This window comes from Paenibacillus sp. HWE-109, assembly GCF_022163125.1.
Taxonomy (GTDB): Bacteria; Bacillota; Bacilli; order Paenibacillales; family NBRC-103111; genus Paenibacillus_E.
On sequence record NZ_CP091881.1, the window covers coordinates 7,552,501 to 7,576,961 of the forward strand.

Consider the following 24,461-nt stretch of genomic DNA (forward strand, 5'->3'; position numbering starts at 1 on the left):
GTCACGTGAAACCCCGTCGGAATCCGGCAGGACCATCTGCCAAGGCTAAATACTCCCTAGTGACCGATAGTGAAGCAGTACCGTGAGGGAAAGGTGAAAAGCACCGCGGAAGCGGAGTGAAAAAGAACCTGAAACCGTGTGCTTACAAAAAGTCAGAGCCCTCTTTATGGGTGATGGCGTGCCTTTTGTAGAATGAACCGGCGAGTTACGTTCCCGTGCGAGGTTAAGTCGAAGAGACGGAGCCGCAGCGAAAGCGAGTCTGAATAGGGCGCTTTAGTACGTGGACGTAGACCCGAAACCGTGTGATCTACCCCTGTCCAGGGTGAAGGTGAGGTAACACTCACTGGAGGCCCGAACCCACGCATGTTGAAAAATGCGGGGATGAGGTGGGGGTAGCGGAGAAATTCCAATCGAACTCGGAGATAGCTGGTTCTCCCCGAAATAGCTTTAGGGCTAGCCTCGGAAGATGAGTTGTGGAGGTAAAGCACTGATTGGGTGCGGGGCCCGCCAAGGGTTACCAAGTCCAGTCAAACTCTGAATGCCACAAACTTTATTCCGGGAGTCAGACAGTGAGTGCTAAGATCCATTGTCAAAAGGGAAACAGCCCAGACCATCAGCTAAGGTCCCCAAGTGTGTGTTAAGTGGGAAAGGATGTGGAGTTGCACAGACAACCAGGATGTTGGCTTAGAAGCAGCCACCATTGAAAGAGTGCGTAATAGCTCACTGGTCGAGTGACTCTGCGCCGAAAATGTAACGGGGCTAAACACGCCACCGAAGCTATGGCTTGCACTTTGTGCATGGGTAGGGGAGCGTTGTATGTACGTTGAATTCTGACCGTAAGGACAGGTGGAGCGCATACAAGTGAGAATGCCGGTATAAGTAACGAAAAGATCAGTGAGAATCTGATCCGCCGAAAACCTAAGGGTTCCTGAGGAAGGCTCGTCCGCTCAGGGTAAGTCGGGACCTAAGGCGAGGCCGAAAGGCGTAGTCGATGGACAACAGGTGGAAATTCCTGTACCACCGTAGCCGTTATGAGCAATGGAGTGACGCAGAAGGATAGTGACGCAGACTGATGGATGTCTGTCCAAGCAGTGAGGCTGGTTAGTAGGCAAATCCGCTAACCGTAAGGCTGGGCTGTGATGGGGAGGGAAACTTTAAGTACCGTAGGTCATGATTTCACACTGCCAAGAAAAGCTTCTAGCCAGGCGAAGGTGCCCGTACCGCAAACCGACACAGGTGGGTGAGAAGAGAATTCTAAGGCGCGCGGAAGAACTCTCGTTAAGGAACTCGGCAAAATGACCCCGTAACTTCGGGAGAAGGGGTGCCTCGGTAGGGTGAATAGCCCGAGGGGGCCGCAGTGAAAAGGCCCAAGCGACTGTTTAGCAAAAACACAGGTCTGTGCGAAGCCGCAAGGCGAAGTATACGGGCTGACGCCTGCCCGGTGCTGGAAGGTTAAGAGGAGTGGTTAGGGGCAACCCGAAGCTATGAATTGAAGCCCCAGTAAACGGCGGCCGTAACTATAACGGTCCTAAGGTAGCGAAATTCCTTGTCAGGTAAATTCTGACCCGCACGAATGGCGTAACGACTTGGGCGCTGTCTCAACGAGAGATCCGGTGAAATTTTAATACCTGTGAAGATGCAGGTTACCCGCGACAAGACGGAAAGACCCCATGGAGCTTTACTGCAGCTTGATATTGGACTTTGGTACGATCTGTACAGGATAGGTGGGAGCCTTTGAAGCCTGAGCGCCAGCTTGGGTGGAGGCGCCGTTGGGATACCACCCTGATCGTATCGGAGTTCTAACCTGGTACCGTGATCCGGTATGGGGACAGTGTCAGGTGGGCAGTTTGACTGGGGCGGTCGCCTCCTAAAATGTAACGGAGGCGTTTAAAGGTTCCCTCAGAATGGTTGGAAATCATTCGCAGAGTGCAAAGGCATAAGGGAGCTTGACTGCGAGACCTACAAGTCGAGCAGGGACGAAAGTCGGACTTAGTGATCCGGTGGTACCGAATGGAAGGGCCATCGCTCAACGGATAAAAGCTACCCTGGGGATAACAGGCTTATCTCCCCCAAGAGTCCACATCGACGGGGAGGTTTGGCACCTCGATGTCGGCTCATCGCATCCTGGGGCTGAAGTAGGTCCCAAGGGTTGGGCTGTTCGCCCATTAAAGCGGTACGCGAGCTGGGTTCAGAACGTCGTGAGACAGTTCGGTCCCTATCTGTCGCGGGCGTAGGAAATTTGAGAGGAGCTGTCCTTAGTACGAGAGGACCGGGATGGACGTACCGCTGGTGTACCAGTTGTCTCGCCAGAGGCATAGCTGGGTAGCTATGTACGGAGGGGATAAGCGCTGAAAGCATCTAAGCGCGAAGCCCCCCTCAAGATGAGATTTCCCAGTATGTAAGACCCCTTGTAGACGACGAGGTTGATAGGTTCGAGGTGGAAGTGCGGCAACGTATGCAGCTGACGAATACTAATCGGTCGAGGGCTTAACCAAACTAATCCCAACCAAGTGAAGAAAAGCTTTGTAGCGAATTCCGAGTACTTGATTGGGGCCCAGAAAACCTAAGAACATCTAACTTTACGCACGTTTCGTATCTAGTTTTCAAGGCGCAAACCACGCTTTGACTGTTTGGTGATGATGGCGGAGGGGACCCACGCGTTCCCATCTCGAACACGACCGTTAAGCCCTCCAGCGTCGATGGTACTTGAACCGCAGGGTTCTGGGAGAGTAGAACGTTGCCAAGCAACTAAGAAACCTTACAAGGAGAAATCCTCGTAAGGTTTTTTCTGTTATTTTTATGTTACTTTGAGTGTGACCCCATTTTCCCTCATGAATAGGCAAGCTACTATAGCTTATTGTAGTTCCCTTTCAGCTTGGACGTGCCGCTGCACAGTCCGTTATTTCGGCTACATTCTCCTGCAGCTACTCTCAGCGTTCTCCCAACCAGCTGTCTAAACTAGCTAACTTCAAGATTCCGGAACAGCTAACATGAGGAATTTTATTACATTGGATTTATCCAATGTAATCGTGAATTTGGCCGCCTATCGGGCTGTTAGATTGGATTTATACATTGAAATCCTCAAAGCCGCGGCCTTTTTATCAGATACCATTGGATTTATCCAATGTAGATGCAAAATTAACCGCCTATACGGCTGTTGGATTGGATTTATCCAATCAACAGCGTGAGGCAGTTCGGCGCCTACTGGATGTAACAGGAAGTTTCTTTTTCGCTAATTTTAACTAATCCAGTCTTGTTATAGGGACGGAACCGGAAGAGGATCCATAGCCGCGGCATCAGCATCCACAGATGGAAGATAGTCAGATAAATAAGCCATTTTTCAGGAATCCAAGGGTATAGCAACAGAATGACAGAAAGCCCAATCCAGAATAAATGCAGCTGAATCCTGGAGACTAGTCGCACGGAAGCATGTCCATCCGGGATAAAGCCGGACCAGAAGATACCCAAGCGATAGGACCAGCCTCTCATGGCCATGCCAATCGTGAATTGGAAGTAGGTACGAACAAGTAAGGTATGGAACATTAGAAGGAGTGGGTAGCTTACAAGAAGCGGAAGCCAGCTAGAGGAATCGAATTTATAGAGAACCGCTATGGCGAGTATGGCGAAATAAAGAATTGTTTTGTAAAGAGAGTGGTAGATGCGCTTGACCAGGGTATAACTGTAAATCGTAGATTGTTTTGATAAGTTGGGCTCTTGGTTTATTGACATGATGATGACCTCCGCAAGGCGGTTAACCTGATTATAAGACTATATCGGCAAGATCCTTCCAAAATATAAGCGTTTAGCTAGTTTAGGAGAATCAAGAAACGGTTATACTAGAAGTAAACGAATATGGGGTGATCATATGGAGGAGAACCGAATTGGGATATGTATGATCTGTGAGCAGCAAAGGTTGGGCGGCATTCATATTATAACAGCTTTTATCTGTGATGAGTGCAACAATGAGATTGTGAAGACGAATGTAAATGATCAAAGGTATCCGTTTTTTGTGAAGCAAATGAGAAAGGCGTTTCATACGGGGAATTCTAGACAATATATGAACTAATGGGAGAAGCTTCTTATAGAAGCTTTTTTGTTTTTTTCGCGTCAATCTACTACTATAAGGGTATAAAATAGAAAGCTCTGGGAGCTTGAGGAGTCATCGAACGTATGTCTAGTTTCAACCGAAAAGTAGAACCTAATCGTGCGCCACTTTTTGAAGCCATGGTAGCCCATCATCAGCGGAATCCGGTAAGCCTTCATGTACCGGGACATAAATCCGGACAAGGCTTGCTGGAAGAAGGCGAGGATTATTTGAAGATGGTGATGTCCATCGATTATACAGAGATCACAGGGCTTGATGATTTGCATCATCCCGAGGGGGTCATTCAGGAAGCAGAAGAGCTGGCGGCGGATTGTTTCGGAGCAGAGGAAACGTATTTTCTGATTGGTGGAAGCACAGTGGGAAATATCGCGATGATTGCGGCGGCTTGCGGCCGCGGCGATCTTATTCTCCTGCAAAGGAATGTGCATAAGTCCGTAATTCACGGTCTGATGATAGCAGGTGCTCACGCTGTATTCATTGCTCCTGAGCTGCATCCGCAGACAGGTGTAGCAACAGGCCTCTCCATCGAAAGCGTACAGCAAGCACTTCTGCAGTATCCTGAGGCGAAGGCGCTATTTCTGACAAATCCTAATTATTATGGGATGGGCATGGATTTGAAGCCTTTTGCTGAGCTGATGCATGCAAGTGGAAAGCTGCTTTTGGTAGATGAAGCGCATGGTGCACACTTCGGCTTTCATCGGGAGGTGCCTGCTTCTGCTTTATCGCAAGGGGCCGATGCTGTGGTGCAATCCACGCACAAAATGCTGACGGCCATGACCATGGGAGCCATGCTGCATGTACAAGGAAATCTCATAGACCGTGGCAACATCAAACAATTGTTGGCTATGCTGCAAAGTTCCAGTCCTTCTTATCCGATTATGGCTTCTTTGGATTTAGCGAGAAAGAGGCTGCATACGGAAGGAACTGTGTGGATAGAGCAAGGCCTTGCTGTCGTGAAAGAATTCAGGACCTTATTAGATCGGCTTGACCGATTCGATTATTACCCGAAAGTATTTCCGTTGGTGCCAAGCTACGATCATCAGACGGCCGATCCGTTCAAAATAGCAATCTGCGATAGAACGAACACACTGACAGCAACGGAACTCAAGGATAAAATGGAAGCTGACGGTATTTATGTTGAAATGACCGACGGGCGACAGGTTCTTCTGGTTTTCTCTCCTGCATCGGGCAGAGCCGATATGCTTAGGGTAATTGAGACTTTGCATAACATTTGTTTGGACGGGACCTTACAAAAGAAGGAACTTCAGGAGCCTATCTCGAATATACTTAAATTACCCTACTATCCGCAAATCTCATCCCCTGTTGTTTTCGATCTGAAAGAGAGCTCAAGAACATCACGTGAGAAAGAAACGGTTAGTCAGGTGAACCTGGAAGATGCGGTTGGACATCGCTCAGCCGATATGGTCATTCCCTATCCACCAGGAATCCCCTACCTTTATACGGGAGAAGTGATCTCGGCTTCTGTTGTCGAAGCATTAGTGCAGTTAGCAGCAAGGGGTATCAAGTTTCAAGGGACAGAATTTGGTCAGACACACAAGCTAAAGATTTACACATAAACTATTTCAAAAGTTGTGAAGCAGCAAGTAGGAGGAAAGCGTGAACGGAATATTTATTACTTTTGAAGGGCCGGATGGCGCCGGGAAAACAACGCAGTTGAAGCAATTGGCTGAGGGGCTCAAGAAACTGGGACATGATGTCCTTGTGACCAGAGAACCGGGCGGTACGGCAATCAGTGATCAGATTCGAAGCATTATACTTGACCCTGCGCATAAGGAGATGGTGGATCAAGCAGAAGTATTGCTATATGCGGCATCCAGAGCACAGCATGTGCATCAATTGATTCTTCCGGCGCTTCAAGCTGGACGTATAGTCCTATGCGATCGATTCATTGATGCGAGTGTAGCTTATCAAGCATATGGGCTAGGCATAGACGTAGATCAGGTCAAAGAGATTTCGCGATATGCCAGTTCAGGGTTGCAAGCGACGCGCACTTACATTCTTGATGTTCCTGTGGAAGTAAGTTTAGCCAGATTGCATCATCGTGCTGGTTCGGGTTCAGATGCCCAGCAGCTGGATCGGATTGAACAGAAGCATGTTGATTACCACAGCCGGGTAAGGGCAGGCTTTCACCAGATCGCGGCCGATCATCCTGAACGGGTTCAAGTCGTGGATGCCAATCGGAGTGAAGAAGAGATAGCTGCAGACATTTGGACTGATTGTAACCAATTGCTGGAGGAACATATTTCCGTGTAAAGCAGAAAATCCATTCTTCGTTTATAATAAAAGGGAGGCAACACTTATGAAACTAGTCGTAGCCATTGTACAGGATAAAGATAGCAATCGTCTTTCCAATGCTTTAATCAAAGAAGGGTTTCGCGCTACGAAGCTGGCGAGTACTGGCGGGTTTTTACGTGCTGGGAATACGACTTTTATGATTGGTACGGAAGACGAGAGAGTGCAAGAGGTCATGCAGGTGATTCGCGCTAATTGCAAAATTCGTGAACAACTGGTTACACCGGTTTCACCAATGGGAGGAACGACGGATTCATATATTCCGTTTCCCGTGGAAGTGCAAGTGGGTGGAGCTGCGGTTTTCGTATTGCCAGTTGATCGGTTCGAGCATTACTAATCTCAATTAGACATACACAAGGATGGATGCGTCTTGAAAATTAATCCGGGGTGGCAGCCCATCGGTAAAAACGTCAAAGTCAATGAGAACGTCCCGCCGGCACAAATGGCCCCCCGGAATTTCTCGGAAATCATGCAGCAGCAGGATGAGAAATTTACTCAGGAGCAGTTGTCCAAAATGGTGCAGCAAATTACGCTGCAAGGCGACCGTCTATCACGGGGGATGACCGTGAGGGATCTTCTTCAATATAAATTGTTGATCAAACAGTTTCTGGAGGAAACGGCACGTCGTGGCGTCAACTTACGAGATACGAAGGGCTGGGATCGTCGCGGCCGTTCGAAGCGATATAAGCTTTTGGAAGAAATCGATCAGGAACTGCTTGCTTTGGCTGATGAGTTGTTGGAAAGCGAGCAGGGTCGAATTGAAATTTTGCACAGAATCGGAGAGATCCGAGGCATGCTGATTAACTTGTTATTTTAGGAGGGTGTTAACCTCATGTCCTTCCAAGCGATACCGGGACAAGCAGCCGCCAAGCAGCTTTTACAGAATGGGCTTAGGCAAGACAAGCTGTCTCATGCTTATATTTTTAGCGGGCCTGTTGGGACAGGACGGTCAGAGATGGCAATTGCACTAGCGAAAGCGATTTATTGTCAGCACGGGAAGGATGAAGCCTGCGGCGAATGTTTGGAGTGCCGCAAGGTTGAGCATAGCAATCATCCGGATCTGCACGTGGTCGCGCCTGACGGAGCGTCGATCAAGATTGAACAAATCCGCGAGCTGCAAAAGGAGTTCGCCTACCGTGCGACAGCGTCCGGTACCAAAATATATATTCTGCATCATGCCGAGAAGATGACGGTACAGGCTGCGAACAGCCTGCTTAAATTCCTGGAGGAACCGACTTCGCATGTCGTCGCGATTCTGATAACAGAGAATGGGAATGCCTTGCTGCCAACGATTCAATCGCGGGCGCAGTGGATTCATTTCACACCCATGCCGCGTGAGCAGATGATGCTTACTTTGCTGGAAGAAGGCCATCCTGCCGCACTTGTTCAACCTGCTGCGCATTTAACCGCAGGATTGCAAGCTGCCAGAGAGTTAATTGCAGCGAATTGGTTTGCAGAAATGAGAACCGTAGTGTTACAATTAGCAAAGGAGACGCTCACACGTTTCCCTACTTCTATGATCACGGTGCAGCAACGAATTGTGAAAACAGAACTTGCGGACCATATGTCGAGTTTGTTCGACTTATTGATCCTCTGGTTTAAAGATATGGTGCAGTTGCGCCTGGAGCGCAGAGATAAGCTTGTATATAATGATCAACTGGACTGGATGAGCTCCCTCGCGTTCAGCCGGGATGTCTCAGATTGGGTAGGTATGATGGAGCAAGCCGTAGATTTACAAAAGCGACTGCGCTTCAACGCCAATTCTCAGCTGGTGATCGAGAAAATGCTCGTGGAGATGCAGGGGGTGTAAGATGTATTCGGTCGTAGGCGTCCGCTTCAAGAAAGCGGGTAAAATATATTATTTTGATCCAATAGATTTGCCTATTGAGAAAGAAAGCGCCGTTATTGTTGAAACCGCTCGCGGTGTAGAATATGGCAAAGTCGTTGTAGGCAAGAAGAACGTCAAAGAGAATGATGTTGTGCTTCCGCTCAAAAAGGTGATTCGCATAGCAGATGATACGGATGCTGATCTGGTTGAAGAGAATAAGAAAGCAGCCAAAGACGCGTTCCAAACTTGTCATGAGAAGATTAAGGACCATAGTCTTAAGATGAAGCTCGTAGACGTAGAGTATACTTTTGATCGTAATAAAATTATTTTTTACTTTACAGCTGAAGGACGGGTTGATTTCCGGGAACTGGTCAAAGATTTGGCAAGTATTTTCCGCACACGTATCGAACTGCGCCAAATTGGCGTAAGGGATGAAGCGAAAATGCTTGGAGGTATAGGTCCGTGTGGGCGGATTCTGTGCTGTTCATCTTTTCTAGGCGATTTTGAGCCTGTATCCATCAAAATGGCCAAGGACCAGAATTTATCGTTGAATCCAACGAAGATATCCGGATTATGCGGTCGGTTAATGTGCTGTTTGAAATACGAACATGATAATTACGAGAGTGCAAAAGATTCACTGCCAACTGTTGGGCGGCATGTAATCACTTCTTTTGGGAATGGTAAAGTGTTAGGGTTAAATATTAGTGAGCGTACCGCGAAGGTTCAATTGTTCGACCTTGGTAAAGCACTTGATTTACCTTTCGATGATGTGGTTGAACAAGAGTAGCGGCATAAGATCCAAGGAGGCGCTGGCCAGTAAGCATGCATGGCACTAGAGGTGAAAGCGTGGATAAACAGGATATTTTTGGACAAATAGATGATATTGAAGAACGCATGGGTGCCACTTATGCCGAATTGGGTGCCTTAAAGAAACGAATTATTATCCTCATCGAAGAAAATAAGAGACTAAGCATAGAGAATCAGCAACTTCGCAAACTGATCCGACAAGAGGAAACGATTGTCGAGCAGCCTGTAGGAGAAGCAGAAGAAACTCTTCCGTTACCAGGAGCCGGTTATGATAATTTGACCCGCTTATATAATGAAGGATTTCATATCTGCAATGTGTATTACGGACACCTTCGGACTGAAGGAGATTGTTTGTTTTGCTTATCCTTTTTAAATAAATAAGTGCTTGTGACCGTAGGGGTTTATGCCTTACGGTTTTTTTCCATAAGGAGCAAGTCAAGAAAGGAAATGACGATAGAACGCATGGTGCCTTTACGACCGACAGAACGAATTGACGATTTATTGACGTATGATTTGAAAATTATTCAAAGTGATGAGGTATTCAGCTTCTCAATGGATGCTGTACTATTAGGACGGTTTTGCAGTGTGCCGCCTAAGGGGCGTATGATTGATCTATGCACAGGCAACGGGGTTGTTCCCTTGCTGCTGGCTACGCGAACTCGTGCTGACATCTGGGGGGTCGAAATTCAAGAGCGGCTGGCCGATATGGCCGTTCGCAACGCGCTGATTAATGGCTTGGAAGATCGGCTGCATATGATTCAAGGGGATCTCAAAACAATTCACCAGACGTTGGGTCACGGCCAGTTCGACGCGCTAACCGTAAATCCGCCCTACTTGCCGGTGCCGAATGGCGAGCAGAATGCAAATGAGCATTATGCAGCTGCACGCCATGAGATACATTGTACGTTGGAGGACGTTATTGCTGCCAGCGCAAAGCTGGTCAAAGCAGGAGGGAAAGTGGCGATGGTCCATCGTGCAACGCGGTTAATTGATATTTGCTATCTAATGAGGAAGTACCGGCTTGAGCCCAAACGCATTCGTTATGTACATGCTCGTGCGGGCGAAGAAGCTATGATGGTGCTAATCGAAGGCATGAAGGACGGGAAACCGGAGATTCGGACGCTGCCCCCGCTCATTGTGTACGACGAGAATCAGGAATATTGCAAGGAATTGAAGGAGATTTATTATGGGGGCCGAGCCTCTTTGGAGTTCTCAGCAGAAGCAGCGGAGTAAAAGAGTGAGAGTCTATATACAACTAAGTCGAATAGTAAAGAGGGAATTCCGTGAGCTTGAATGTACAAAAGAGTTACCGCGAAGAGGGGAGCGGCGCAGGCACTTTATATTTGGTGGCTACGCCAATCGGCAACCTCGAAGATATGACCTTCCGTGCGATTCGCATTCTGAAGGAGGTTAACATGATTGCCGCCGAAGATACGCGGCAAACACGCAAGCTGCTGACGCACTTCGAGGTCGCTACGCGACTCGTCAGCTATCACGAACACAACAAGCAGGCAAGCGGACCCGAACTTGTCCGCTTGCTGCTTGAAGGGCAGAGCATCGCGCTGGTCAGCGATGCGGGACTGCCGGCCATCTCCGACCCAGGTTATGACCTGGTGAGGATGGCCGTGGAACAGGACGTGCCGGTGGTGCCCATCCCCGGCGCGAATGCGGCTCTGTCGGCGCTGATTGCATCAGGCCTGCCGACCGAGCGGTTCGCCTTCGTCGGGTTTCTCCCCCGGGAGAAAAAGGATCAGACGAAGGTGCTTGAAGGGCTGCAGCACGTGCAGGACACGCTGCTGTTCTATGAATCCCCGCACCGCGTCGATAAGACACTTGCCCGCATGGCGGAAGTGTGGGGGGCGGAGCGCCGGGTGTGTCTCGCCCGCGAGCTGACGAAGCGGTACGAGGAGTTCCTGCGCGGCACGATTGCAGAGTGCCTTGCGCACTTGGAGCAGTACCCGCCGCAGGGCGAGTACTGTATTATTGCCGAAGGCACCTCAGCCGCGGCAGCGCGGGAAGCGGCGGACGGCTGGTGGGAGGCCATGTCGCTCAGCGACCATGTTGAGCACTACGAGCAGCTAGGCAGCGACCGCAAGGAAGCGATGAAACTGGTCGCCGGTGATCGCGGACTGTCCAAGCGCGATATCTATAATGCACTTCTTGAGCGCTAAGGCGCTCAGAGATGTGCGAAGCTATCGGGATCATTCTCTTCCAGTACTTCCGGACAAAAAAAGATCTCTAATCCGTGGCCTAAGCCAACAAATTAGAGATTAAAGGAGATATGAAAAAGGTTAGAATTACCAATAGGATAAGTGCTACTTCTAGTATACACTAAATTTCTTATTTTGTCACAGGTGTTGGCATTTCTGCTAAACAAATATGACAAACAATTTTTCCTTTGAAGTAAGAAACGTTTTCGGCGTTGCCACAGAAGATACAAGCAGGCTCATATTTCTTCAGCATGATGCGTTCGCCATCCACATAAATTTCCAAAGCGTCTTTCTCGCCAATACCCAAAGTGCGGCGCAACTCGATCGGGATAACAACGCGCCCCAATTCGTCAACTTTTCTTACAATGCCCGTAGATTTCAACATATATAAAAAACCCCTTTCGATTTTATTAAAACTTTATCAATATCGTCATGTTTCGACATATCGTCTTGCCTTATGATACCAACCATTCCCAAAATAGTCAACCATATTTTCATTAGAATTCGCCTGAAATTTATTATTTTTCAATTTCTTGTCATTCGTTAAAAATACTAAGAACCCTGTAGTGTAGGGATTTGTAAGGCTTATATTACGAGTGGCCTTTTAAGAAAGCCTCATTTCTGTTAAATGAATAAGAAGAATTGGAGTAGTAAAATTGGGATTTAAGCTTCGACAAATTACGACAATGATGTCGAAGTACTGGCGAAGCAATGTCGAAAAGGTTACTATTTCATAAAGAAATCATAAAGAGAGGTTGTGAAAGAATGAAGGAAGAAAAGGTATTCAAAGATCCCGTTCATAAATATATTTACGTTCAGGATGCAACGATTTGGGATTTAATTAATACGCGAGAGTTTCAACGCCTGCGTCGTATTCGTCAGCTAGGCACATCGTATTTAACTTTTCATGGAGCTGAGCACAGCCGTTTCTCTCACTCCCTTGGGGTGTACGAAATCACCAGGAAAATTATTTCCCAATTCGAGCGTAATCAATATGATGATTGGCCTAAGGAAGAGCGATTACTCTGTTTATGTGCGGCCTTGCTGCACGATTTGGGCCATGGACCTTTCTCCCACTCGATTGAAAAAGCCTTTGGCACGAAGCATGAGGATTGGTCCTGCCGAATTGTACTTGGTGATACCGAAGTAAATCGTGTGCTTAGCCGAATTTCGCCTGATTTTCCTAAGCGGGTAGCCGGTGTAATCTGTAAATCTTATAGTGAAGAGATTGTAGTAAGTCTTGTATCCAGTCAATTGGATGCCGATCGTATGGATTATTTGCTGCGGGATGCTTATTTCACAGGGGTTAATTACGGAACTTTCGATTTGGAGCGCATCCTTCGCGTAATCAGGCCGTACAAGGGACATATCGTTGTTAAAGAAAGCGGCATGCATGCGGTAGAGGACTACTTGATGTCCCGTTACCAAATGTATTGGCAGGTCTATTTCCATCCAGTCACACGCAGTGCCGAAATATTGCTGCACAAGGTGTTTGCGCGTGCTAAACATTTATACGAAGATAACTATTCGTTTGGATTTATGGTGGAGCCTATTCTACACTTGATTCAGAATAAAATTACCTTGGAAGATTACTTGCTATTGGATGAATCAGTGATGCAGACGATGCTGACATTCTGGTGCCAGGAAAAAGATGCGATCCTTGCTGATATGTGCAAACGATTCTTGGACCGGAAATTGTATAAATACAGCACCTTTGAGGAATCTAATCAGCATCTGATTAAACGGATGGAACGAGTGATGGCGGAGGTCGGCTTCGATCCAACGTATTACATGGAAATTGATTTCCCTTCGAATCAATCTTATGATGTGTACAGACCCGGTGAAACCGATGATAATTTGCCTATTTTGCTGCTTGATCATAAGGAAACACTAACGGAAATCACACATCGTTCAGAAATCGTGCAGTCGATCAGCGGCTTTCAAATGGGCAAGCATCACGTGTATTATCCAGAGGAACTGCTGGAGCGACTGAATGCTACCGACTATCCGGATTTGTGGGAGCTGCTCGGGGAACAAGAATAACAAGTATTTTCAACATAAGGGAGAACGAACATGCTGACAGACTCACATACCCATTTAAATGCAGAACAGTTCAATGAAGACCAAGATGAAGTGATACAGCGCGCATTGGACGCAGGAGTTACACGAATGGTGAATGTAGGCTTTAACCGCGAGACGATTCCTAGTTCGATTGCTCTTGCGGAGAAATATGATTTCATCTACTCGACAGTGGGTTGGCATCCTGTGGATGCGATTGATATGATGCCCGGCGACTTGGCGTGGATTGAGGAGTTGTGCAAACATGAGAAAGTGGTCGCGATCGGGGAAATTGGGCTTGATTATTACTGGGATAAATCGCCAAGGGATGTCCAGCAGCGTGTATTCCGGGAGCAAATTCAATTAGCCCGCAAATTAGGGATGCCGATCGTTATTCATAATCGGGATGCGCATCAGGATATCTTGCATATTTTGAAAGAGGAGAAGGCTGAGGAGGTTGGCGGGATCATGCATTGTTTCTCAGGAAGTTGGGAGACGGCGAAGCAATGTCTGGATATGAACTTTCATATCTCTTTCGGAGGACCTGTCACTTTCAAAAATGCTAAGCAGCCTAAGGAAGTACTCGCTCAGGTTCCGTTAGACAGGCTATTGATTGAAACGGATGCACCTTATTTGACCCCGCACCCTTTCCGCGGCAAGAGGAATGAATCAGCTTACGTTCGCTTAGTAGCCGAGACAGCCGCGGAAATTCGGGGGATGACGGTGGACGAAATTGCCGAAATTACGACAAACAACACGATTCGCTTGTTAGGACTCAAGTAAAGCGTTTTTCTGGAATTTGCGGAGCAGTATAAACCTGCAAATGAATGTAATCACCAGCAGTGCCGCGAGCGGCAGCAGGATATACATAGGGGAAGACCGGATGAGTAAAGGTATCGTCAGGATGCATAACTCTGCTAACAAAGCTAACCAAATAGTGAGCGCTAGCGCGCCAGCTTTCCAATGACGCTCAAGCGGATACATATCCAGCCAGAAGGTGTAGCGGTGTGCCCTCTCCAGGGAAGTTAGCTGAACTAGCGAAACTAGCAAACAGATGAGGAAGATTGCTATTCTTGCTGTGCTGCTGCTTGAAACAGCAATGGCGAATGTTCCTATGACCGTCAGCCGCAAGATGATTGTGAATAGTTCCGTACGCAGCAAAGTCTTCATATATATGTACAAATAAGAAGCATCTTGTCTAAAAGGAATAAACCGTGTCAACCCGCTGACCCAAGCTCTGCGGGTTATTCGTGTTGGCAGCGCAGGCACATCCACGAACCAGTTGAAAAAGGCGTAAAGTCTGGCTTGCTGCTGCCTTTCTCTGGCGATCAGGTAATCCCATCCAATCATATATTTGGAAACGAAACGCGTGAGCGCTAACCAGATCATAATAAGCACAATGGCGGCAGCGCTTGCCCATAGCATATGGTAGTGGAATTGCAGGATAAGAAGAGCAATTGTGGCTAGCCAACGGAAGCTGGCCGAGACCATTCGTGCGCGTTCATGTGCGAAGCGGCTCTCTTGCCAGCTCGCCAATAAATTAGCAGTCTTTATTAGAAGAAGGAAGACAAGCATCAATAAGAAATGCTGCGCGTTAGCCCCAAGGCAGTGATGATAAAGCGGCCATAACACAACCCACGCGAGGAAGGTCAAAATAGCTTGCAGCGAGAAGCTGTAAATGAAGCTGCTGCGGAAATAAGCGCCCATTTGGTGTTCGATTCGCAGCAGGAACATGCGGTCTGCGCTCCGCACCAGAGTTCGAATTGGGCTGGAAGCAATCGACGGAACGAGCAAGAGCAGCACGAACCACAAATAGGGATAATCTGTCGGAAGACGCTGTAATATTTTTGCGTAATAATAGGAAGCAAGAATGACAAGAAACAACACAAGGCCAAGAAAATTGCTGCGTGCCGCATATTGCCAGTAGCCTATAGATTCCTTCATATAATGTTGGAATCTTTGCTGCCAAAGAGAACGGGTATTCATGTCCATATGGCTCATCACGAATCCCCTTTAACGAGCTTGTAGAAAATGTCGTCCAGGGATGCTGCAGGAAGATCGGATTGATCGCGCAATTCGACTAAATTTCCTTGTGCCACCATATGGCCTCGGTGCAAAACGACATAGTTGTCGCAATATTTCTCAATCGTAGACAAAATATGCGAGGATATGAGGAAAGAGGCGCCTTTATTTTTCATTTTAACCATAAGTTCTAATAAAGACCGAATGGCTAAGGGGTCGAGTCCGAGAAAGGGCTCATCAATGATATATAAAGAAGGTTCGATCAGGAAGGCATTCATGATCATTACTTTTTGCTTCATCCCTTTGGATAGGTGGCTGGCGAAGCTGTTTAACTTGTCCTGCATGTGAAACTGCTCTAATAATGCGTGAGAGCGACTCAGGTAATCTTCCCTTGATAAACCGTAGGCCATTGCGGTAAGTTCGAGGTGTTCACGGATGGTTAGTTCTTCATAAAGCTCCGGACTCTCAGGAACATAAGCGTAAGTGGCCCGATAAGGGAGCGGCTGTTCAGCTAGTGTCAATCCATTGATGCGGATCGTTCCCTTCTGAGGTTGAAGCAAGCCGAGGATGTTCTTAATCGTCGTACTTTTGCCTGCTCCATTCAGTCCAATCAGACCCATCATTTCGCCCTGAAGAATCGAAAAAGTCAGGTCATGAAGAACAGGTTTGTTCGGTAAATATCCCCCGTATAAAGCGTCAACTTGTAAAATGGGCCCCATCTCAGTGCCTCCCTAAATAGCAAATTATTGGCATTTTCGAATCCGTTTTGTACACGATCATTATAAACAAATTTGCTTTCCAAGCCTAGTTTGACAGTATAAATTCGAAGATAGTTAGTATTCGTACGTTATAAAGAGTTAAATGTAGATAAAAGGCAGTTTTGTTGGATAATTAAGCTAATTTTCGGCGATTTAGCCCTTTTTAGCAGGTGTCATTGCCTTTACAGGTTCAGATTAACAGCGTAATATACTTTTCATAATAACTTAATAACCAATTTGCCGATTTTCCATTCGCTGAGTTCCATTTATGGGAACGGGGGAACCACTGTAAGCTAAAGCAGCCTTGGCGTTGCTGAAGTAAACAGAGTGAGTAACAGGGGTGAATCTTAGAGCATACTGTGTATGCTTGTAGTAGGGCGACTCTCACGTCCGAATCCGTCAGCTAACCTCGTAAGCGTAAGAGAGGTAACGATTGTCGTTCGTGCTATTTGTGTATTTAACTATGCAAACTATGCCAGCGAGAAGAGTCCTCTTCTTGCTGGCTTTTTGTCTTCTTTCGGTGCTGTACGCAGGATGGACGACTAAAAAGGACCCGGAATTCATAGAATGATGAATGGCAACATGGTGTGGGACGACCGAAAACGGCGTTTAGTAGCGTCTGTGGAAGGCGAACACATTAAGTTAAACTAAAAAACCTTAGTCGCGTCAAATTTAATCATGCTGTAACCTGGCGGCGAGGCTTTGAAGGAGGACCGAAGAAGTGGGCAGTATCTCATTTAGCGAGACCCATGTAAAACGATCATCCAGCATGTCCTTCGCATTGCGATGGAAGCATGAAAACTTGCGTTTGATTTTAAGCTTAGCTCTTATCTCAATCGCAATGACTTTCATGTTTTTGGTGTTGTTGTACGGTACGGCTACCAAGAGCGTATCCGTGGTTGTGAATGGACAAGAAACCGTTGTACATACGAAACAATGGGTCCTGCAACGCCTACTGGATGAACAAGCCATAACGATTGGTGAACACGATGAAATATCTGCAATGCCTACGACCAAAATCAAAGGCGGAGACAAATTTGTTATCGAGCATGCATCACCAATTCAATTGACTGCTGATGGAAAGACCACCACTGTTTACACAACTGCAAGAACGGTAGAAAGTGCATTGCAACGTTTACATATTGCACTTGGGGAGCTTGACAAGATCACTCCCGAACCGACAGCCGCTCTGGCTTCCGGCGATGCAGTCAAAATCGTCCGTGTGAAAAAAGAGACGGAGGCAGTCACAGAGCCGATCGCGTTCGATACGGAAAAAAAGAACGACGCATCGCTGCTCAAAGGCAAAGAGCAAATCGTCCAAGAAGGCAAAGAAGGCGTGCTCTTGAAGAAGAAAGAAAAGACTTTCGAAGACGGTGTTTTAGTCGCGGAAGCAGTTGTGGGTGAAGAAGTACAAACAGAAAGCATTAAGAAAGTCGTGTCGATTGGCACGAAGAATCCGGTCGTGGTTCTTTCGGCTTCCTCGCCAAGCGTGGATGAAGTTTCGAAGAATGGGGTTACTTTCGGTTATAAACAAATCCTCAAAAATGTGAAGCTCACGGCTTACTCAGCGGGAGCCGAATCAACAGGTAAATCAGAGGGGACTCCTGGTTATGGTAAAACCTATACGGGCACTACCGTAACGGAAGGAAGAACAATTGCTGTTGATCCCAAAGTCATTCCACTCGGTTGGTGGGTGTACATTGAAGGTATTGGTTTCCGCCGTGCAGAAGATACCGGCAGCGGTGTGAAGGGCCAAACTATTGATGTCTACTTCGAGGATAATGGTTATGCCAATAAATTCGGAACAAAACAGGGGTATACGGTCTACGTGGTCGGACCGAAAAAGCCTTCCGAAAACTAACGTGTAAACGTCTGTTTCGGCGGGAAGAATGTCATATATACGTTGCCAGGCAAGCAGCCTGGGCGAAAGAAGAGGGGACCCCTCTTCTTTTTCTGCGTACTGGGAAGGGAACCGTTATGATTAAAGAAGTCATTGTCGTCGAAGGAAAAGACGATACAACGGCCATCCGCCGAGCAGTCGAGGCGGATACGATTGAAACCGGCGGCTCTGCGATCGGCCAAGCTGTCTTGAAGCGAATCGCACTCGCGCAGCAGCGCAGAGGCGTTATTATTTTCACGGATCCGGATCACGCAGGTGAACGGATTCGCAAAATTGTAGCGGCCAAGGTACCCGGCTGCAAACATGCTTTCATCACCCAAGAGCAAGCGGCATATAAGGGTGATATCGGGGTTGAGAACGCGACGCCGGAGACGATTCGTCAAGCTCTTCAGAGCCTGCGGACCGAATACGAGGGAGCGGTGTCCCAATTGACGATCGAAGACCTCGTGTCGGCAGGATTGATCGTTCATGCCGAGGCGGCAGCTCGTCGGCTTATTGTGGGCAATGCGTTAGGCATTGGCTACTGCAATGGCAAACAGTTCTTTAAACGCTGTGCGATGTTTCAGATCTCGCGAGAGGAATTTGAGGCAGCTGTGGAGCTTCTGGAAGCTGAGAAGTAGAACTTAGATCAAGATTGCGCTTACATCGCTTGTACTGGCCTTTTAGAGGCCTTAGAGAAGAAATGCCCAGAACCTATAGATGAAGAGGTCTACACGATGAATATACCCGGAAATGAAGTCATTGTAACAGCTGAAGATGTCGCAACACCCAGTAAAACGAAACAAATTATTAAAAGAAATGGTCTTGTGCTCAAAAAGAGCCTGGGTCAGAATTTCTTGATTGACCAAAACATCCTCAGCAAGATCGTCATGGCTGCTGAACTTGGACCCAATAAAGCAGCCTTGGAGGTTGGCCCTGGGATTGGCGCGCTCACGCAGAAATTGGCCAAGCTCGCCGGCCGCGTCCTGGCTGTTGAGATCGATCAGCGTTTGCTGCCTATTCTGGCCGAAACGCTGGAGCCTTACCCCCATGCCACCGTGGTTCATGGGGATATCCTGAAAACCGACCTCCAGGCGTTATTCCGGGAGCACTTCCAAGGCGTAGATGGCGTCAGTGTCGTCGCCAACTTGCCCTACTACATCACGACCCCGATTATCATGAAGCTTCTCGAGGAGAAGCTGCCGCTGGAGAATATCGTCGTGATGATTCAGAAAGAAGTGGCCGACCGCATGGCGGCACGTCCAGGCACCAAAGATTACGGCAGCCTTAGCATTGCCGTTCAGTTCCACTGCGAGCCGGAGCTTGTCACGATCGTGCCGCGCACCGTCTTCGTGCCGCAGCCGAACGTCGATTCAGCCGTGATCCGGCTGCGTGTACGTCAAACCCCTCCGGTCGATGTTGCCGACGTGGACTTCTTCTTCGCTGTCGTCCAGGCGTCCTTCGTTCAGCGGCGCAAAACCCTGTACAATAACCTGGCTGCGCGGTTCTTTACCAAAGAAAACAAGCCTGAGCTGGAAGCGCTGCTGCACGGCATTGAGATCGAGCCTTCGCGCCGCGGCGAGACGCTCAGCATGGAAGAGTTCGCGCGCTTGTCGTCGGCTCTCCAAGCGCACGGCTGCAAATAACCCGCACCAAATGCCCAGTATCGCCATAGGATACCCCTAGGAGGGGATTTCTGCGATGAGGCAAGGAGACTTTGTTACCCGTAAATCCTATGGCGGAGACGTCATGTTTAAGATTGAGCGCATTGAGCAGCTCAAAGCTGTTCTGCGCGGTGTGGACTACCGATTGCTTGCAGATGCGCCTTTGGTTGACCTCACGATATCGAATCCGGCGGAAGCGATGGATCATCCGCGATCGAGTTCACCTGAATTTCGCGAGTCGCTGCGGCGGTTGGCGGTAGCCCAAATGCAATTGCAGGAGAAAAATCAACTCTCCCTCCCCCATAAACAGAAAGCGGAAATCAGCTACTTTGAAGTTCCGGGTAAAGTGCTGCATCTCGACGGCGATCCGACTTATTTGCGCAAAAGCATGCAAATCTATGGGGAGCTGCGCATACCTGCGGAGGGCTTCTATATTCCTGAATCGCAAATGGCTGAAGCCCTGCATAGGCTGCTGCCGCAGATTAAACCGAACATTGTTGTGATTACTGGCCATGACGGTATACTTAAGCATCGAAAAAGTGGAGGCCCCGGCAATCTTAACAGCTATAAGAATTCTCAGAACTTCGTGAACGCGGTCCAGACAGCAAGGCAGTATGAGCGGAACCTGGACTCGATGATCATTGTTGCTGGGGCTTGCCAGTCTCATTTTGAGGCTCTTCTGAGGGCTGGGGCGAACTTCGCCAGTTCTCCGGCACGCATCCTCATTCATGCCTTGGACCCGCTTTGTATTGCAGCCAAACTGTCGTATACCTCTGTGAAAGACACGATCTCGATGTTGGATATTGTCGATTTGACGGTGACAGGCCTCGATGGATTAGGCGGCGTAGAGACGAGAGGGAGCTACCGCATGGGCATTCCGGGGATCATGCATGCGCATTCGGAAGAACATGCTTAGGCATTTTGCTGCAGAGCGGATCGAGAGACGAGCGAACCCGCCGATCGGTCTGAGATATAACACCTGCTTGTTATTCAACTCTTAGGAGGGGATGACGGAGTAGGTGTTCTTTTTTATTGGAAAAGTGTGAATAATTTGCGAACTTTGGAGACAACCTGTAAGATGGGGAATTCAGAAATTAGGTGAAAATGCCGTTGACAACAGGATTGTGGTGCTGATATAATATTTGCCCCTGTTTGACATGCCTGTCTGAATGGGTTATAATTAACAAGGAAAGAGGTGGTAGTTGACAATGGCAAAAAATGCGCTGTTGGAGATCAAACGCAGTTTGGAGCCCCACGTTGGGCAGAAGATCATGTTGAGAGCGAATGGTGGCCGTCGTAAGACTGTCGAGCGTTCCGGTGTTTTAGAAGAAACCTACCCTTCTGTATTTATTGTGAAATTAGACCAAGAATCTCATGCCTTTAAACGAGTGTCTTACAGCTACGCCGATATTCTTACTGAATCCGTAGAAGTTACGGTGTGTAACGATGATGGCCAAGTTCGTATCACCTATATCCAACATTAGCTTAAATAGTTTCCTATATGAGCAGACCTGAGGGTCTGTTTTTGCATTTGTATGGACCTTCTTCTCTTGGGCATACTAAACCTACTTTCAGAGGAATGGATTAAACAAAGGAGGTTAAAGGTATGGGTCGCAGAAGAAGTGTGATGTCAGAAAATTTCAAATATGAGTTGGCCAAGGATCTCGGGTTTTATGATGTGGTTCAGCGTGAAGGCTGGGAAGGCATTCGAACGAAGGATGCGGGGAATATGGTGAAACGGGCTATCCAGATCGCACAGGAGCATTTGGCGAAGCAGCATTCGGCTTCATCGCCGCCTGTCAGCACATCCAGCTACAATCAGCAGGCTTATAGCCAACCGACATACAGCCAACCGGCATATAGCCAATCGGGGTATAGTCAATCCACATATAACCAGCCGACATATAACCAACCAATGTACAACCAGTCAAATTCCAACCAACAAATGAATCAGCAACAAACTGGTTTTACGCCATCGACTTATGTGAATCAGCCATATTCCGGGGCGTTTAATCCGCAAAATACGGGCTCTGGGCAAGCGTCTCAGTATGAACAACGCCCTAACTGACGGCTAAAGCAAATGCTTTAGCTTTTTTTTTGCGCTTTTGTTATAATATTTTAACGGCAATCGAGCAAAAGAAGGTGATCGTATGAAGGTTTTTGAGAAAGCACCGGCGAAAATAAATTTATCCCTTGATGTTTTACATAAAAGAGCAGACGGCTACCATGAGGTTGAGATGGTGATGACGATGGTCGATCTGGCGGATCGGATCGAAATGCAGGAGCTTGCGCGCGATACGATCATCATCTCAAGCCAAGCAGGCTATATTCCGCTTGATGAGAAGAATTTGGCCTTCCAGGCGGCGCGTCTGATTAAGGATCGCTATGAAGTCAAGCAAGGCGTCTATATTCACTTGGACAAGCAGATCCCTGTGGCAGCGGGTTTGGCTGGGGGAAGCAGCGATGCGGCAGCAACACTCCGCGGCTTGAATCGACTTTGGAACTTGAATATTCCGATGGAAGAGCTCCAAGTGCTTGGTGCGGAGCTTGGTTCGGATGTGCCTTTCTGTGTAACGGGAGGGACGGCTTTGGCCACAGGCCGTGGGGAGAAGCTGGAGCACATGGTCTCCCCGCCGCAGTGCTGGGTTGTCTTGGCGAAACCGCCGATCAATGTATCTACTTCGGAGATTTATGGGAAGCTGAATGCGCGTGAGATCAAAAGTCATCCTTCCACAGCCAATGTCCTGAGCGCTATTCGCAATAAGCAGTTCGACCAGCTCTGCGGGAATCTAGGCAATGTACTGGAGGAAGTGACGTTGGATCTGTACCCTGAGGTCAGACATCTCAAGGAGTGCATGCAGCGGCTTGGTGCTGACGGGGTGCTGATGTCGGGCAGCGGGCCAACGGTATTCGGGCTTGTCTCGAAGGAAGCTAAGGTGCCGAGGATTTATAATGGCTTACGTGGGTTCTGCAAGGATGTATATGCGGTGCGGATGTTGACGTAAAATGCTGCGGAAGCAGAGGGAGCCCTTTAATAGGGCTCTTTTTTAAGTTCTAAGAGTTTATATGTTTTGAAGTGAACGCGGAGTTACTCCGCCTCCTGGAGGTAAGGGAACTACAGTCCACTATTCTAGCCAAAAGTAACCATATCGCGGGGTTAGGGAACTACAGTCCGCTATTTTGCTGTTTCAAGCGAAATTTAGTGCTTTTCGTGGAAATAAGGCCCTGTAGTTCCGCTATGACCCTCGAATCCCTGCTTTTTGCCTAAATAGCGCCCTACAGTTCCCTTTAACAGTTTGAATAACCTTTAAGAGGCTGATCTCTCAGGGCGGTGAAGCCGTTCAGAGGAGTTCTTCGGACGAGCCGCTGCCTAAAGTTGAAATGTCACATCTGTGTCATATTTGTGTCAATATAATTTTCATGAGAAGCTTGAATAAATACGTATAAAAGTGGTATATTTTCTTTATAATATTCGGATTTATGGGGGGTAGTGCGATGAAAAAGTTGAAAAGGAGCGCTAGGCTGGTTGAAATGACACAATATTTGTTGTTTCGCCCCCACTCGTTAATCCCTTTAACGACTTTTGCCGAGCGTTACAACTCAGCTAAGTCTTCCATTAGCGAAGATTTGGCGATTATTAAAGAAGTGTTCGAGGAAGAGGGCTTGGGTGAACTGAATACGCTTGCGGGAGCAGCCGGCGGGGTGAAGTTTTCACCGAAGGTACCAAAGGAAACCTCACTCAAATTTATTCAAAATCTTTGCTTGCAATTGCAGCAGCCAGAGCGGATTCTTCCTGGCGGTTATTTGTATATGTCTGATATTATGGGGCAGCCCCAATATTTGAATGAAATCGGCAAAACATTCGCATCGGCATTCGCTGGTCGTGACATTGACGTCATTATGACCGTAGAGACGAAAGGCATTCCGCTCGCTTATGCGACGGCTACTTATATGAACCTCCCCGTTGTTGTTGTTCGCAGGGATAGCAGAGTGACAGAGGGATCGGCGGTTAGTATCAACTATGTGTCCGGATCGAACAAACGGATTCAAACGATGTCGCTCGCAAGACGAGCTTTGAAAGAAGAATCCAAAGTGCTAATTATTGATGATTTCATGCATGTGGGCGGTACGATCCACGGGATGATGGATTTGTTGGCGGAGTTCAAGGCATCTGTTCAAGGGGTTGGTGTCTTCATGGAGTCCTGTGAAGCCGAGGAGCACTTAGTGGATCAATATGTTTCCCTAGCTCGCCTGTATGGCGTAGATTCCAAAACGAAGCAGATCACGGTAGAGCCAGGTAATTACTTTGACAGTAAAGATAGTAAAAAAGGAGATGCGTAAACGATGGAATTGATTTCAACGTCGGCAGCGCCTGCTGCCATCGGACCTTATTCCCAAGCTGTAAAGCTGGGCAACCTGCTCTTCACTTCGGGGCAGATCCCACTTGGTTTGGACGGACAGATCGTAGAAGGCGGCATCAAGGAACAAGCGCATCAAGTGTTCGCGAATTTGAAAGGCGTGCTTGAGGCAGCGGGCTCCTCGTTGGATCAAGTTGTAAAAGCGACTGTTTTTCTTAAAGACATGAATCAGTTTGCAGAGCTGAATGAGATCTATGGTTTCTATTTTGGAGATCATAAACCAGCTCGATCAACGGTTGAAGTGGCCCGATTGCCACGCGATGTTTTTGTCGAAATTGAGTTAATTGCTGTGATTCCTGTCGAAATTTAACATTAACATTAAGATTGTATAAAATTATCGAAAATTTCAAAAAAAGAAGAAGGAATTTGCATGACGATGTGGAATATATCACCCAAGTC

Annotated in this window: 24 protein-coding genes, 2 rRNA genes, 1 pseudogene and 1 riboswitch (1 of these 28 running past the window's edge); of the genes and pseudogenes, 23 read left to right on the top strand and 4 right to left on the bottom strand. The window is 47.7% G+C overall.

What is annotated here, in order from left to right; genetic code table 11:
* Both LOZ80_RS32400 and rrf read left to right on the top strand, forming a co-directional pair.
* Positions 1 to 2,495, top strand: a 23S ribosomal RNA gene (locus LOZ80_RS32400) (it extends 420 nt beyond the left edge of the window).
* A 134-nt stretch (positions 2,496 to 2,629) separates the two neighbouring features.
* Positions 2,630 to 2,746: ribosomal RNA gene (rrf, locus tag LOZ80_RS32405) — 5S ribosomal RNA — on the top strand.
* A 455-nt stretch (positions 2,747 to 3,201) separates the two neighbouring features.
* On the opposite strand, the gene LOZ80_RS32410 is transcribed toward rrf, so the two are convergent.
* Positions 3,202 to 3,729 (bottom strand): hypothetical protein, encoded by a 528-nt coding sequence (locus LOZ80_RS32410; RefSeq protein WP_238168420.1) that lies wholly within the window; start codon positions 3,727 to 3,729, stop codon positions 3,202 to 3,204.
* Positions 3,730 to 3,892: 163 nt separating this feature from the next.
* Between LOZ80_RS32410 and LOZ80_RS32415 the strand changes: the two genes are divergently transcribed.
* From LOZ80_RS32415 to rsmI, 10 genes are all read left to right on the top strand, one after another.
* A complete protein-coding gene (locus LOZ80_RS32415) occupies positions 3,893 to 4,066 on the top strand; it encodes a sigma factor G inhibitor Gin (RefSeq protein ID WP_238173180.1) in 174 nt (57 codons plus the stop codon).
* Between the two features lie 104 nt (positions 4,067 to 4,170).
* The gene (locus tag LOZ80_RS32420) at positions 4,171 to 5,682 is read left to right on the top strand and encodes an aminotransferase class I/II-fold pyridoxal phosphate-dependent enzyme (protein WP_238168421.1); all 1,512 of its coding nucleotides are present in this window, start codon (positions 4,171 to 4,173) and stop codon (positions 5,680 to 5,682) included.
* 40 nt (positions 5,683 to 5,722) lie between these two features.
* The gene (tmk, locus tag LOZ80_RS32425; RefSeq protein WP_238168422.1) at positions 5,723 to 6,379 is read left to right on the top strand and encodes a dTMP kinase; all 657 of its coding nucleotides are present in this window, start codon (positions 5,723 to 5,725) and stop codon (positions 6,377 to 6,379) included.
* Positions 6,380 to 6,425: 46 nt separating this feature from the next.
* Positions 6,426 to 6,755, top strand: coding sequence for a cyclic di-AMP receptor DarA (locus LOZ80_RS32430; protein WP_189017131.1), 330 nt, complete (start codon positions 6,426 to 6,428; stop codon positions 6,753 to 6,755).
* A 33-nt stretch (positions 6,756 to 6,788) separates the two neighbouring features.
* Complete coding sequence (locus LOZ80_RS32435; protein WP_238168423.1) at positions 6,789 to 7,235, top strand: YaaR family protein; 447 nt, start codon at positions 6,789 to 6,791, stop codon at positions 7,233 to 7,235.
* Between the two features lie 15 nt (positions 7,236 to 7,250).
* Positions 7,251 to 8,228, top strand: coding sequence for a DNA polymerase III subunit delta' (gene holB, locus LOZ80_RS32440; RefSeq protein ID WP_238168424.1), 978 nt, complete (start codon positions 7,251 to 7,253; stop codon positions 8,226 to 8,228).
* A 1-nt stretch (position 8,229) separates the two neighbouring features.
* The gene (locus LOZ80_RS32445) at positions 8,230 to 9,033 is read left to right on the top strand and encodes a PSP1 domain-containing protein (RefSeq protein WP_189017123.1); all 804 of its coding nucleotides are present in this window, start codon (positions 8,230 to 8,232) and stop codon (positions 9,031 to 9,033) included.
* Positions 9,034 to 9,092: 59 nt separating this feature from the next.
* A complete protein-coding gene (gene yabA / locus LOZ80_RS32450; RefSeq protein ID WP_189017120.1) occupies positions 9,093 to 9,434 on the top strand; it encodes a DNA replication initiation control protein YabA in 342 nt (113 codons plus the stop codon).
* A 66-nt stretch (positions 9,435 to 9,500) separates the two neighbouring features.
* Positions 9,501 to 10,286, top strand: coding sequence for a tRNA1(Val) (adenine(37)-N6)-methyltransferase (locus LOZ80_RS32455; RefSeq protein WP_238168425.1), 786 nt, complete (start codon positions 9,501 to 9,503; stop codon positions 10,284 to 10,286).
* 50 nt (positions 10,287 to 10,336) lie between these two features.
* The gene (gene rsmI, locus LOZ80_RS32460) at positions 10,337 to 11,224 is read left to right on the top strand and encodes a 16S rRNA (cytidine(1402)-2'-O)-methyltransferase (protein WP_238168426.1); all 888 of its coding nucleotides are present in this window, start codon (positions 10,337 to 10,339) and stop codon (positions 11,222 to 11,224) included.
* Positions 11,225 to 11,393: 169 nt separating this feature from the next.
* On the opposite strand, the gene LOZ80_RS32465 is transcribed toward rsmI, so the two are convergent.
* Positions 11,394 to 11,648 carry an AbrB/MazE/SpoVT family DNA-binding domain-containing protein gene (locus tag LOZ80_RS32465; RefSeq protein WP_079417157.1) on the bottom strand — a complete coding sequence of 85 codons (255 nt, stop codon included), beginning with the start codon at positions 11,646 to 11,648 and terminating at the stop codon, positions 11,394 to 11,396.
* A gap of 380 nt (positions 11,649 to 12,028) precedes the next feature.
* Between LOZ80_RS32465 and LOZ80_RS32470 the strand changes: the two genes are divergently transcribed.
* Complete coding sequence (locus LOZ80_RS32470) at positions 12,029 to 13,306, top strand: HD domain-containing protein (RefSeq protein WP_238168427.1); 1,278 nt, start codon at positions 12,029 to 12,031, stop codon at positions 13,304 to 13,306.
* Between the two features lie 30 nt (positions 13,307 to 13,336).
* On the top strand, positions 13,337 to 14,104 hold the full coding sequence (locus LOZ80_RS32475; protein WP_238168428.1) for a TatD family hydrolase: 768 nt from the start codon (positions 13,337 to 13,339) through the stop codon (positions 14,102 to 14,104).
* On the opposite strand, the gene LOZ80_RS32480 is transcribed toward LOZ80_RS32475, so the two are convergent.
* Both LOZ80_RS32480 and LOZ80_RS32485 read right to left on the bottom strand, forming a co-directional pair.
* The gene (locus LOZ80_RS32480; protein WP_238168429.1) at positions 14,090 to 15,322 is read right to left on the bottom strand and encodes an ABC transporter permease; all 1,233 of its coding nucleotides are present in this window, start codon (positions 15,320 to 15,322) and stop codon (positions 14,090 to 14,092) included. The two genes, LOZ80_RS32475 and LOZ80_RS32480, sit on opposite strands and share 15 nt — an antisense overlap.
* Positions 15,322 to 16,062 (bottom strand): ABC transporter ATP-binding protein, encoded by a 741-nt coding sequence (locus LOZ80_RS32485; RefSeq protein WP_238168430.1) that lies wholly within the window; start codon positions 16,060 to 16,062, stop codon positions 15,322 to 15,324. The genes LOZ80_RS32480 and LOZ80_RS32485 overlap by 1 nt, the downstream gene beginning before the upstream one ends.
* Positions 16,063 to 16,344: 282 nt before the next feature.
* A riboswitch (cyclic di-AMP (ydaO/yuaA leader) is annotated at positions 16,345 to 16,534 on the top strand.
* A gap of 288 nt (positions 16,535 to 16,822) precedes the next feature.
* On the opposite strand from LOZ80_RS32485, the gene LOZ80_RS32490 reads away from it, so the two are divergent.
* The 9 genes and pseudogenes from LOZ80_RS32490 (at position 16,823) to LOZ80_RS32530 (ending at position 24,372) form a co-directional block, all read left to right on the top strand.
* Positions 16,823 to 17,962 (top strand): resuscitation-promoting factor, encoded by a 1,140-nt coding sequence (locus LOZ80_RS32490; RefSeq protein WP_238168431.1) that lies wholly within the window; start codon positions 16,823 to 16,825, stop codon positions 17,960 to 17,962.
* Between the two features lie 116 nt (positions 17,963 to 18,078).
* Positions 18,079 to 18,621 carry a ribonuclease M5 gene (gene rnmV / locus LOZ80_RS32495; RefSeq protein WP_238168432.1) on the top strand — a complete coding sequence of 181 codons (543 nt, stop codon included), beginning with the start codon at positions 18,079 to 18,081 and terminating at the stop codon, positions 18,619 to 18,621.
* 96 nt (positions 18,622 to 18,717) lie between these two features.
* Positions 18,718 to 19,626 carry a 16S rRNA (adenine(1518)-N(6)/adenine(1519)-N(6))-dimethyltransferase RsmA gene (rsmA, locus tag LOZ80_RS32500; protein WP_238168433.1) on the top strand — a complete coding sequence of 303 codons (909 nt, stop codon included), beginning with the start codon at positions 18,718 to 18,720 and terminating at the stop codon, positions 19,624 to 19,626.
* A gap of 55 nt (positions 19,627 to 19,681) precedes the next feature.
* Positions 19,682 to 20,560: a sporulation peptidase YabG gene (gene yabG / locus LOZ80_RS32505; protein WP_238168434.1), complete on the top strand. Its 879-nt coding sequence runs from the start codon at positions 19,682 to 19,684 to the stop codon at positions 20,558 to 20,560.
* Between the two features lie 292 nt (positions 20,561 to 20,852).
* On the top strand, positions 20,853 to 21,128 hold the full coding sequence (gene veg, locus LOZ80_RS32510) for a biofilm formation stimulator Veg (RefSeq protein WP_028557365.1): 276 nt from the start codon (positions 20,853 to 20,855) through the stop codon (positions 21,126 to 21,128).
* A gap of 122 nt (positions 21,129 to 21,250) precedes the next feature.
* Positions 21,251 to 21,418 (top strand): annotated as a pseudogene (locus tag LOZ80_RS32515) (small, acid-soluble spore protein, alpha/beta type); the annotation flags it as partial.
* A 376-nt stretch (positions 21,419 to 21,794) separates the two neighbouring features.
* Positions 21,795 to 22,649 (top strand): 4-(cytidine 5'-diphospho)-2-C-methyl-D-erythritol kinase, encoded by an 855-nt coding sequence (gene ispE, locus LOZ80_RS32520; RefSeq protein ID WP_238168435.1) that lies wholly within the window; start codon positions 21,795 to 21,797, stop codon positions 22,647 to 22,649.
* Between the two features lie 490 nt (positions 22,650 to 23,139).
* Positions 23,140 to 23,985 (top strand): pur operon repressor, encoded by an 846-nt coding sequence (purR, locus tag LOZ80_RS32525; protein WP_238168436.1) that lies wholly within the window; start codon positions 23,140 to 23,142, stop codon positions 23,983 to 23,985.
* A gap of 3 nt (positions 23,986 to 23,988) precedes the next feature.
* Complete coding sequence (locus LOZ80_RS32530) at positions 23,989 to 24,372, top strand: RidA family protein (RefSeq protein ID WP_238168437.1); 384 nt, start codon at positions 23,989 to 23,991, stop codon at positions 24,370 to 24,372.
* Positions 24,373 to 24,461 lie beyond the last annotated feature (89 nt).

Excerpts from the sequence above, each read along its gene's own strand:
- LOZ80_RS32410 (WP_238168420.1), bottom strand. The coding sequence starts at position 3,729 with ATGTCAATAAACCAAGAGCCCAACTTATCAAAACAATCTACGATTTAC.
- LOZ80_RS32415 (WP_238173180.1), top strand. The coding sequence starts at position 3,893 with ATGATCTGTGAGCAGCAAAGGTTGGGCGGCATTCATATTATAACAGCT.
- LOZ80_RS32420 (WP_238168421.1), top strand. The coding sequence starts at position 4,171 with ATGTCTAGTTTCAACCGAAAAGTAGAACCTAATCGTGCGCCACTTTTT.
- LOZ80_RS32430 (WP_189017131.1), top strand. The coding sequence starts at position 6,426 with ATGAAACTAGTCGTAGCCATTGTACAGGATAAAGATAGCAATCGTCTT.
- holB (WP_238168424.1), top strand. The coding sequence starts at position 7,251 with ATGTCCTTCCAAGCGATACCGGGACAAGCAGCCGCCAAGCAGCTTTTA.
- LOZ80_RS32445 (WP_189017123.1), top strand. The coding sequence starts at position 8,230 with ATGTATTCGGTCGTAGGCGTCCGCTTCAAGAAAGCGGGTAAAATATAT.
- LOZ80_RS32455 (WP_238168425.1), top strand. The coding sequence starts at position 9,501 with ATGACGATAGAACGCATGGTGCCTTTACGACCGACAGAACGAATTGAC.
- LOZ80_RS32465 (WP_079417157.1), bottom strand. The coding sequence starts at position 11,648 with ATGTTGAAATCTACGGGCATTGTAAGAAAAGTTGACGAATTGGGGCGC.
- LOZ80_RS32470 (WP_238168427.1), top strand. The coding sequence starts at position 12,029 with ATGAAGGAAGAAAAGGTATTCAAAGATCCCGTTCATAAATATATTTAC.
- LOZ80_RS32475 (WP_238168428.1), top strand. The coding sequence starts at position 13,337 with ATGCTGACAGACTCACATACCCATTTAAATGCAGAACAGTTCAATGAA.
- LOZ80_RS32480 (WP_238168429.1), bottom strand. The coding sequence starts at position 15,322 with ATGAGCCATATGGACATGAATACCCGTTCTCTTTGGCAGCAAAGATTC.
- LOZ80_RS32485 (WP_238168430.1), bottom strand. The coding sequence starts at position 16,062 with ATGGGGCCCATTTTACAAGTTGACGCTTTATACGGGGGATATTTACCG.
- rnmV (WP_238168432.1), top strand. The coding sequence starts at position 18,079 with ATGATTAAAGAAGTCATTGTCGTCGAAGGAAAAGACGATACAACGGCC.
- rsmA (WP_238168433.1), top strand. The coding sequence starts at position 18,718 with ATGAATATACCCGGAAATGAAGTCATTGTAACAGCTGAAGATGTCGCA.
- yabG (WP_238168434.1), top strand. The coding sequence starts at position 19,682 with ATGAGGCAAGGAGACTTTGTTACCCGTAAATCCTATGGCGGAGACGTC.
- veg (WP_028557365.1), top strand. The coding sequence starts at position 20,853 with ATGGCAAAAAATGCGCTGTTGGAGATCAAACGCAGTTTGGAGCCCCAC.
- ispE (WP_238168435.1), top strand. The coding sequence starts at position 21,795 with ATGAAGGTTTTTGAGAAAGCACCGGCGAAAATAAATTTATCCCTTGAT.
- purR (WP_238168436.1), top strand. The coding sequence starts at position 23,140 with ATGAAAAAGTTGAAAAGGAGCGCTAGGCTGGTTGAAATGACACAATAT.
- LOZ80_RS32530 (WP_238168437.1), top strand. The coding sequence starts at position 23,989 with ATGGAATTGATTTCAACGTCGGCAGCGCCTGCTGCCATCGGACCTTAT.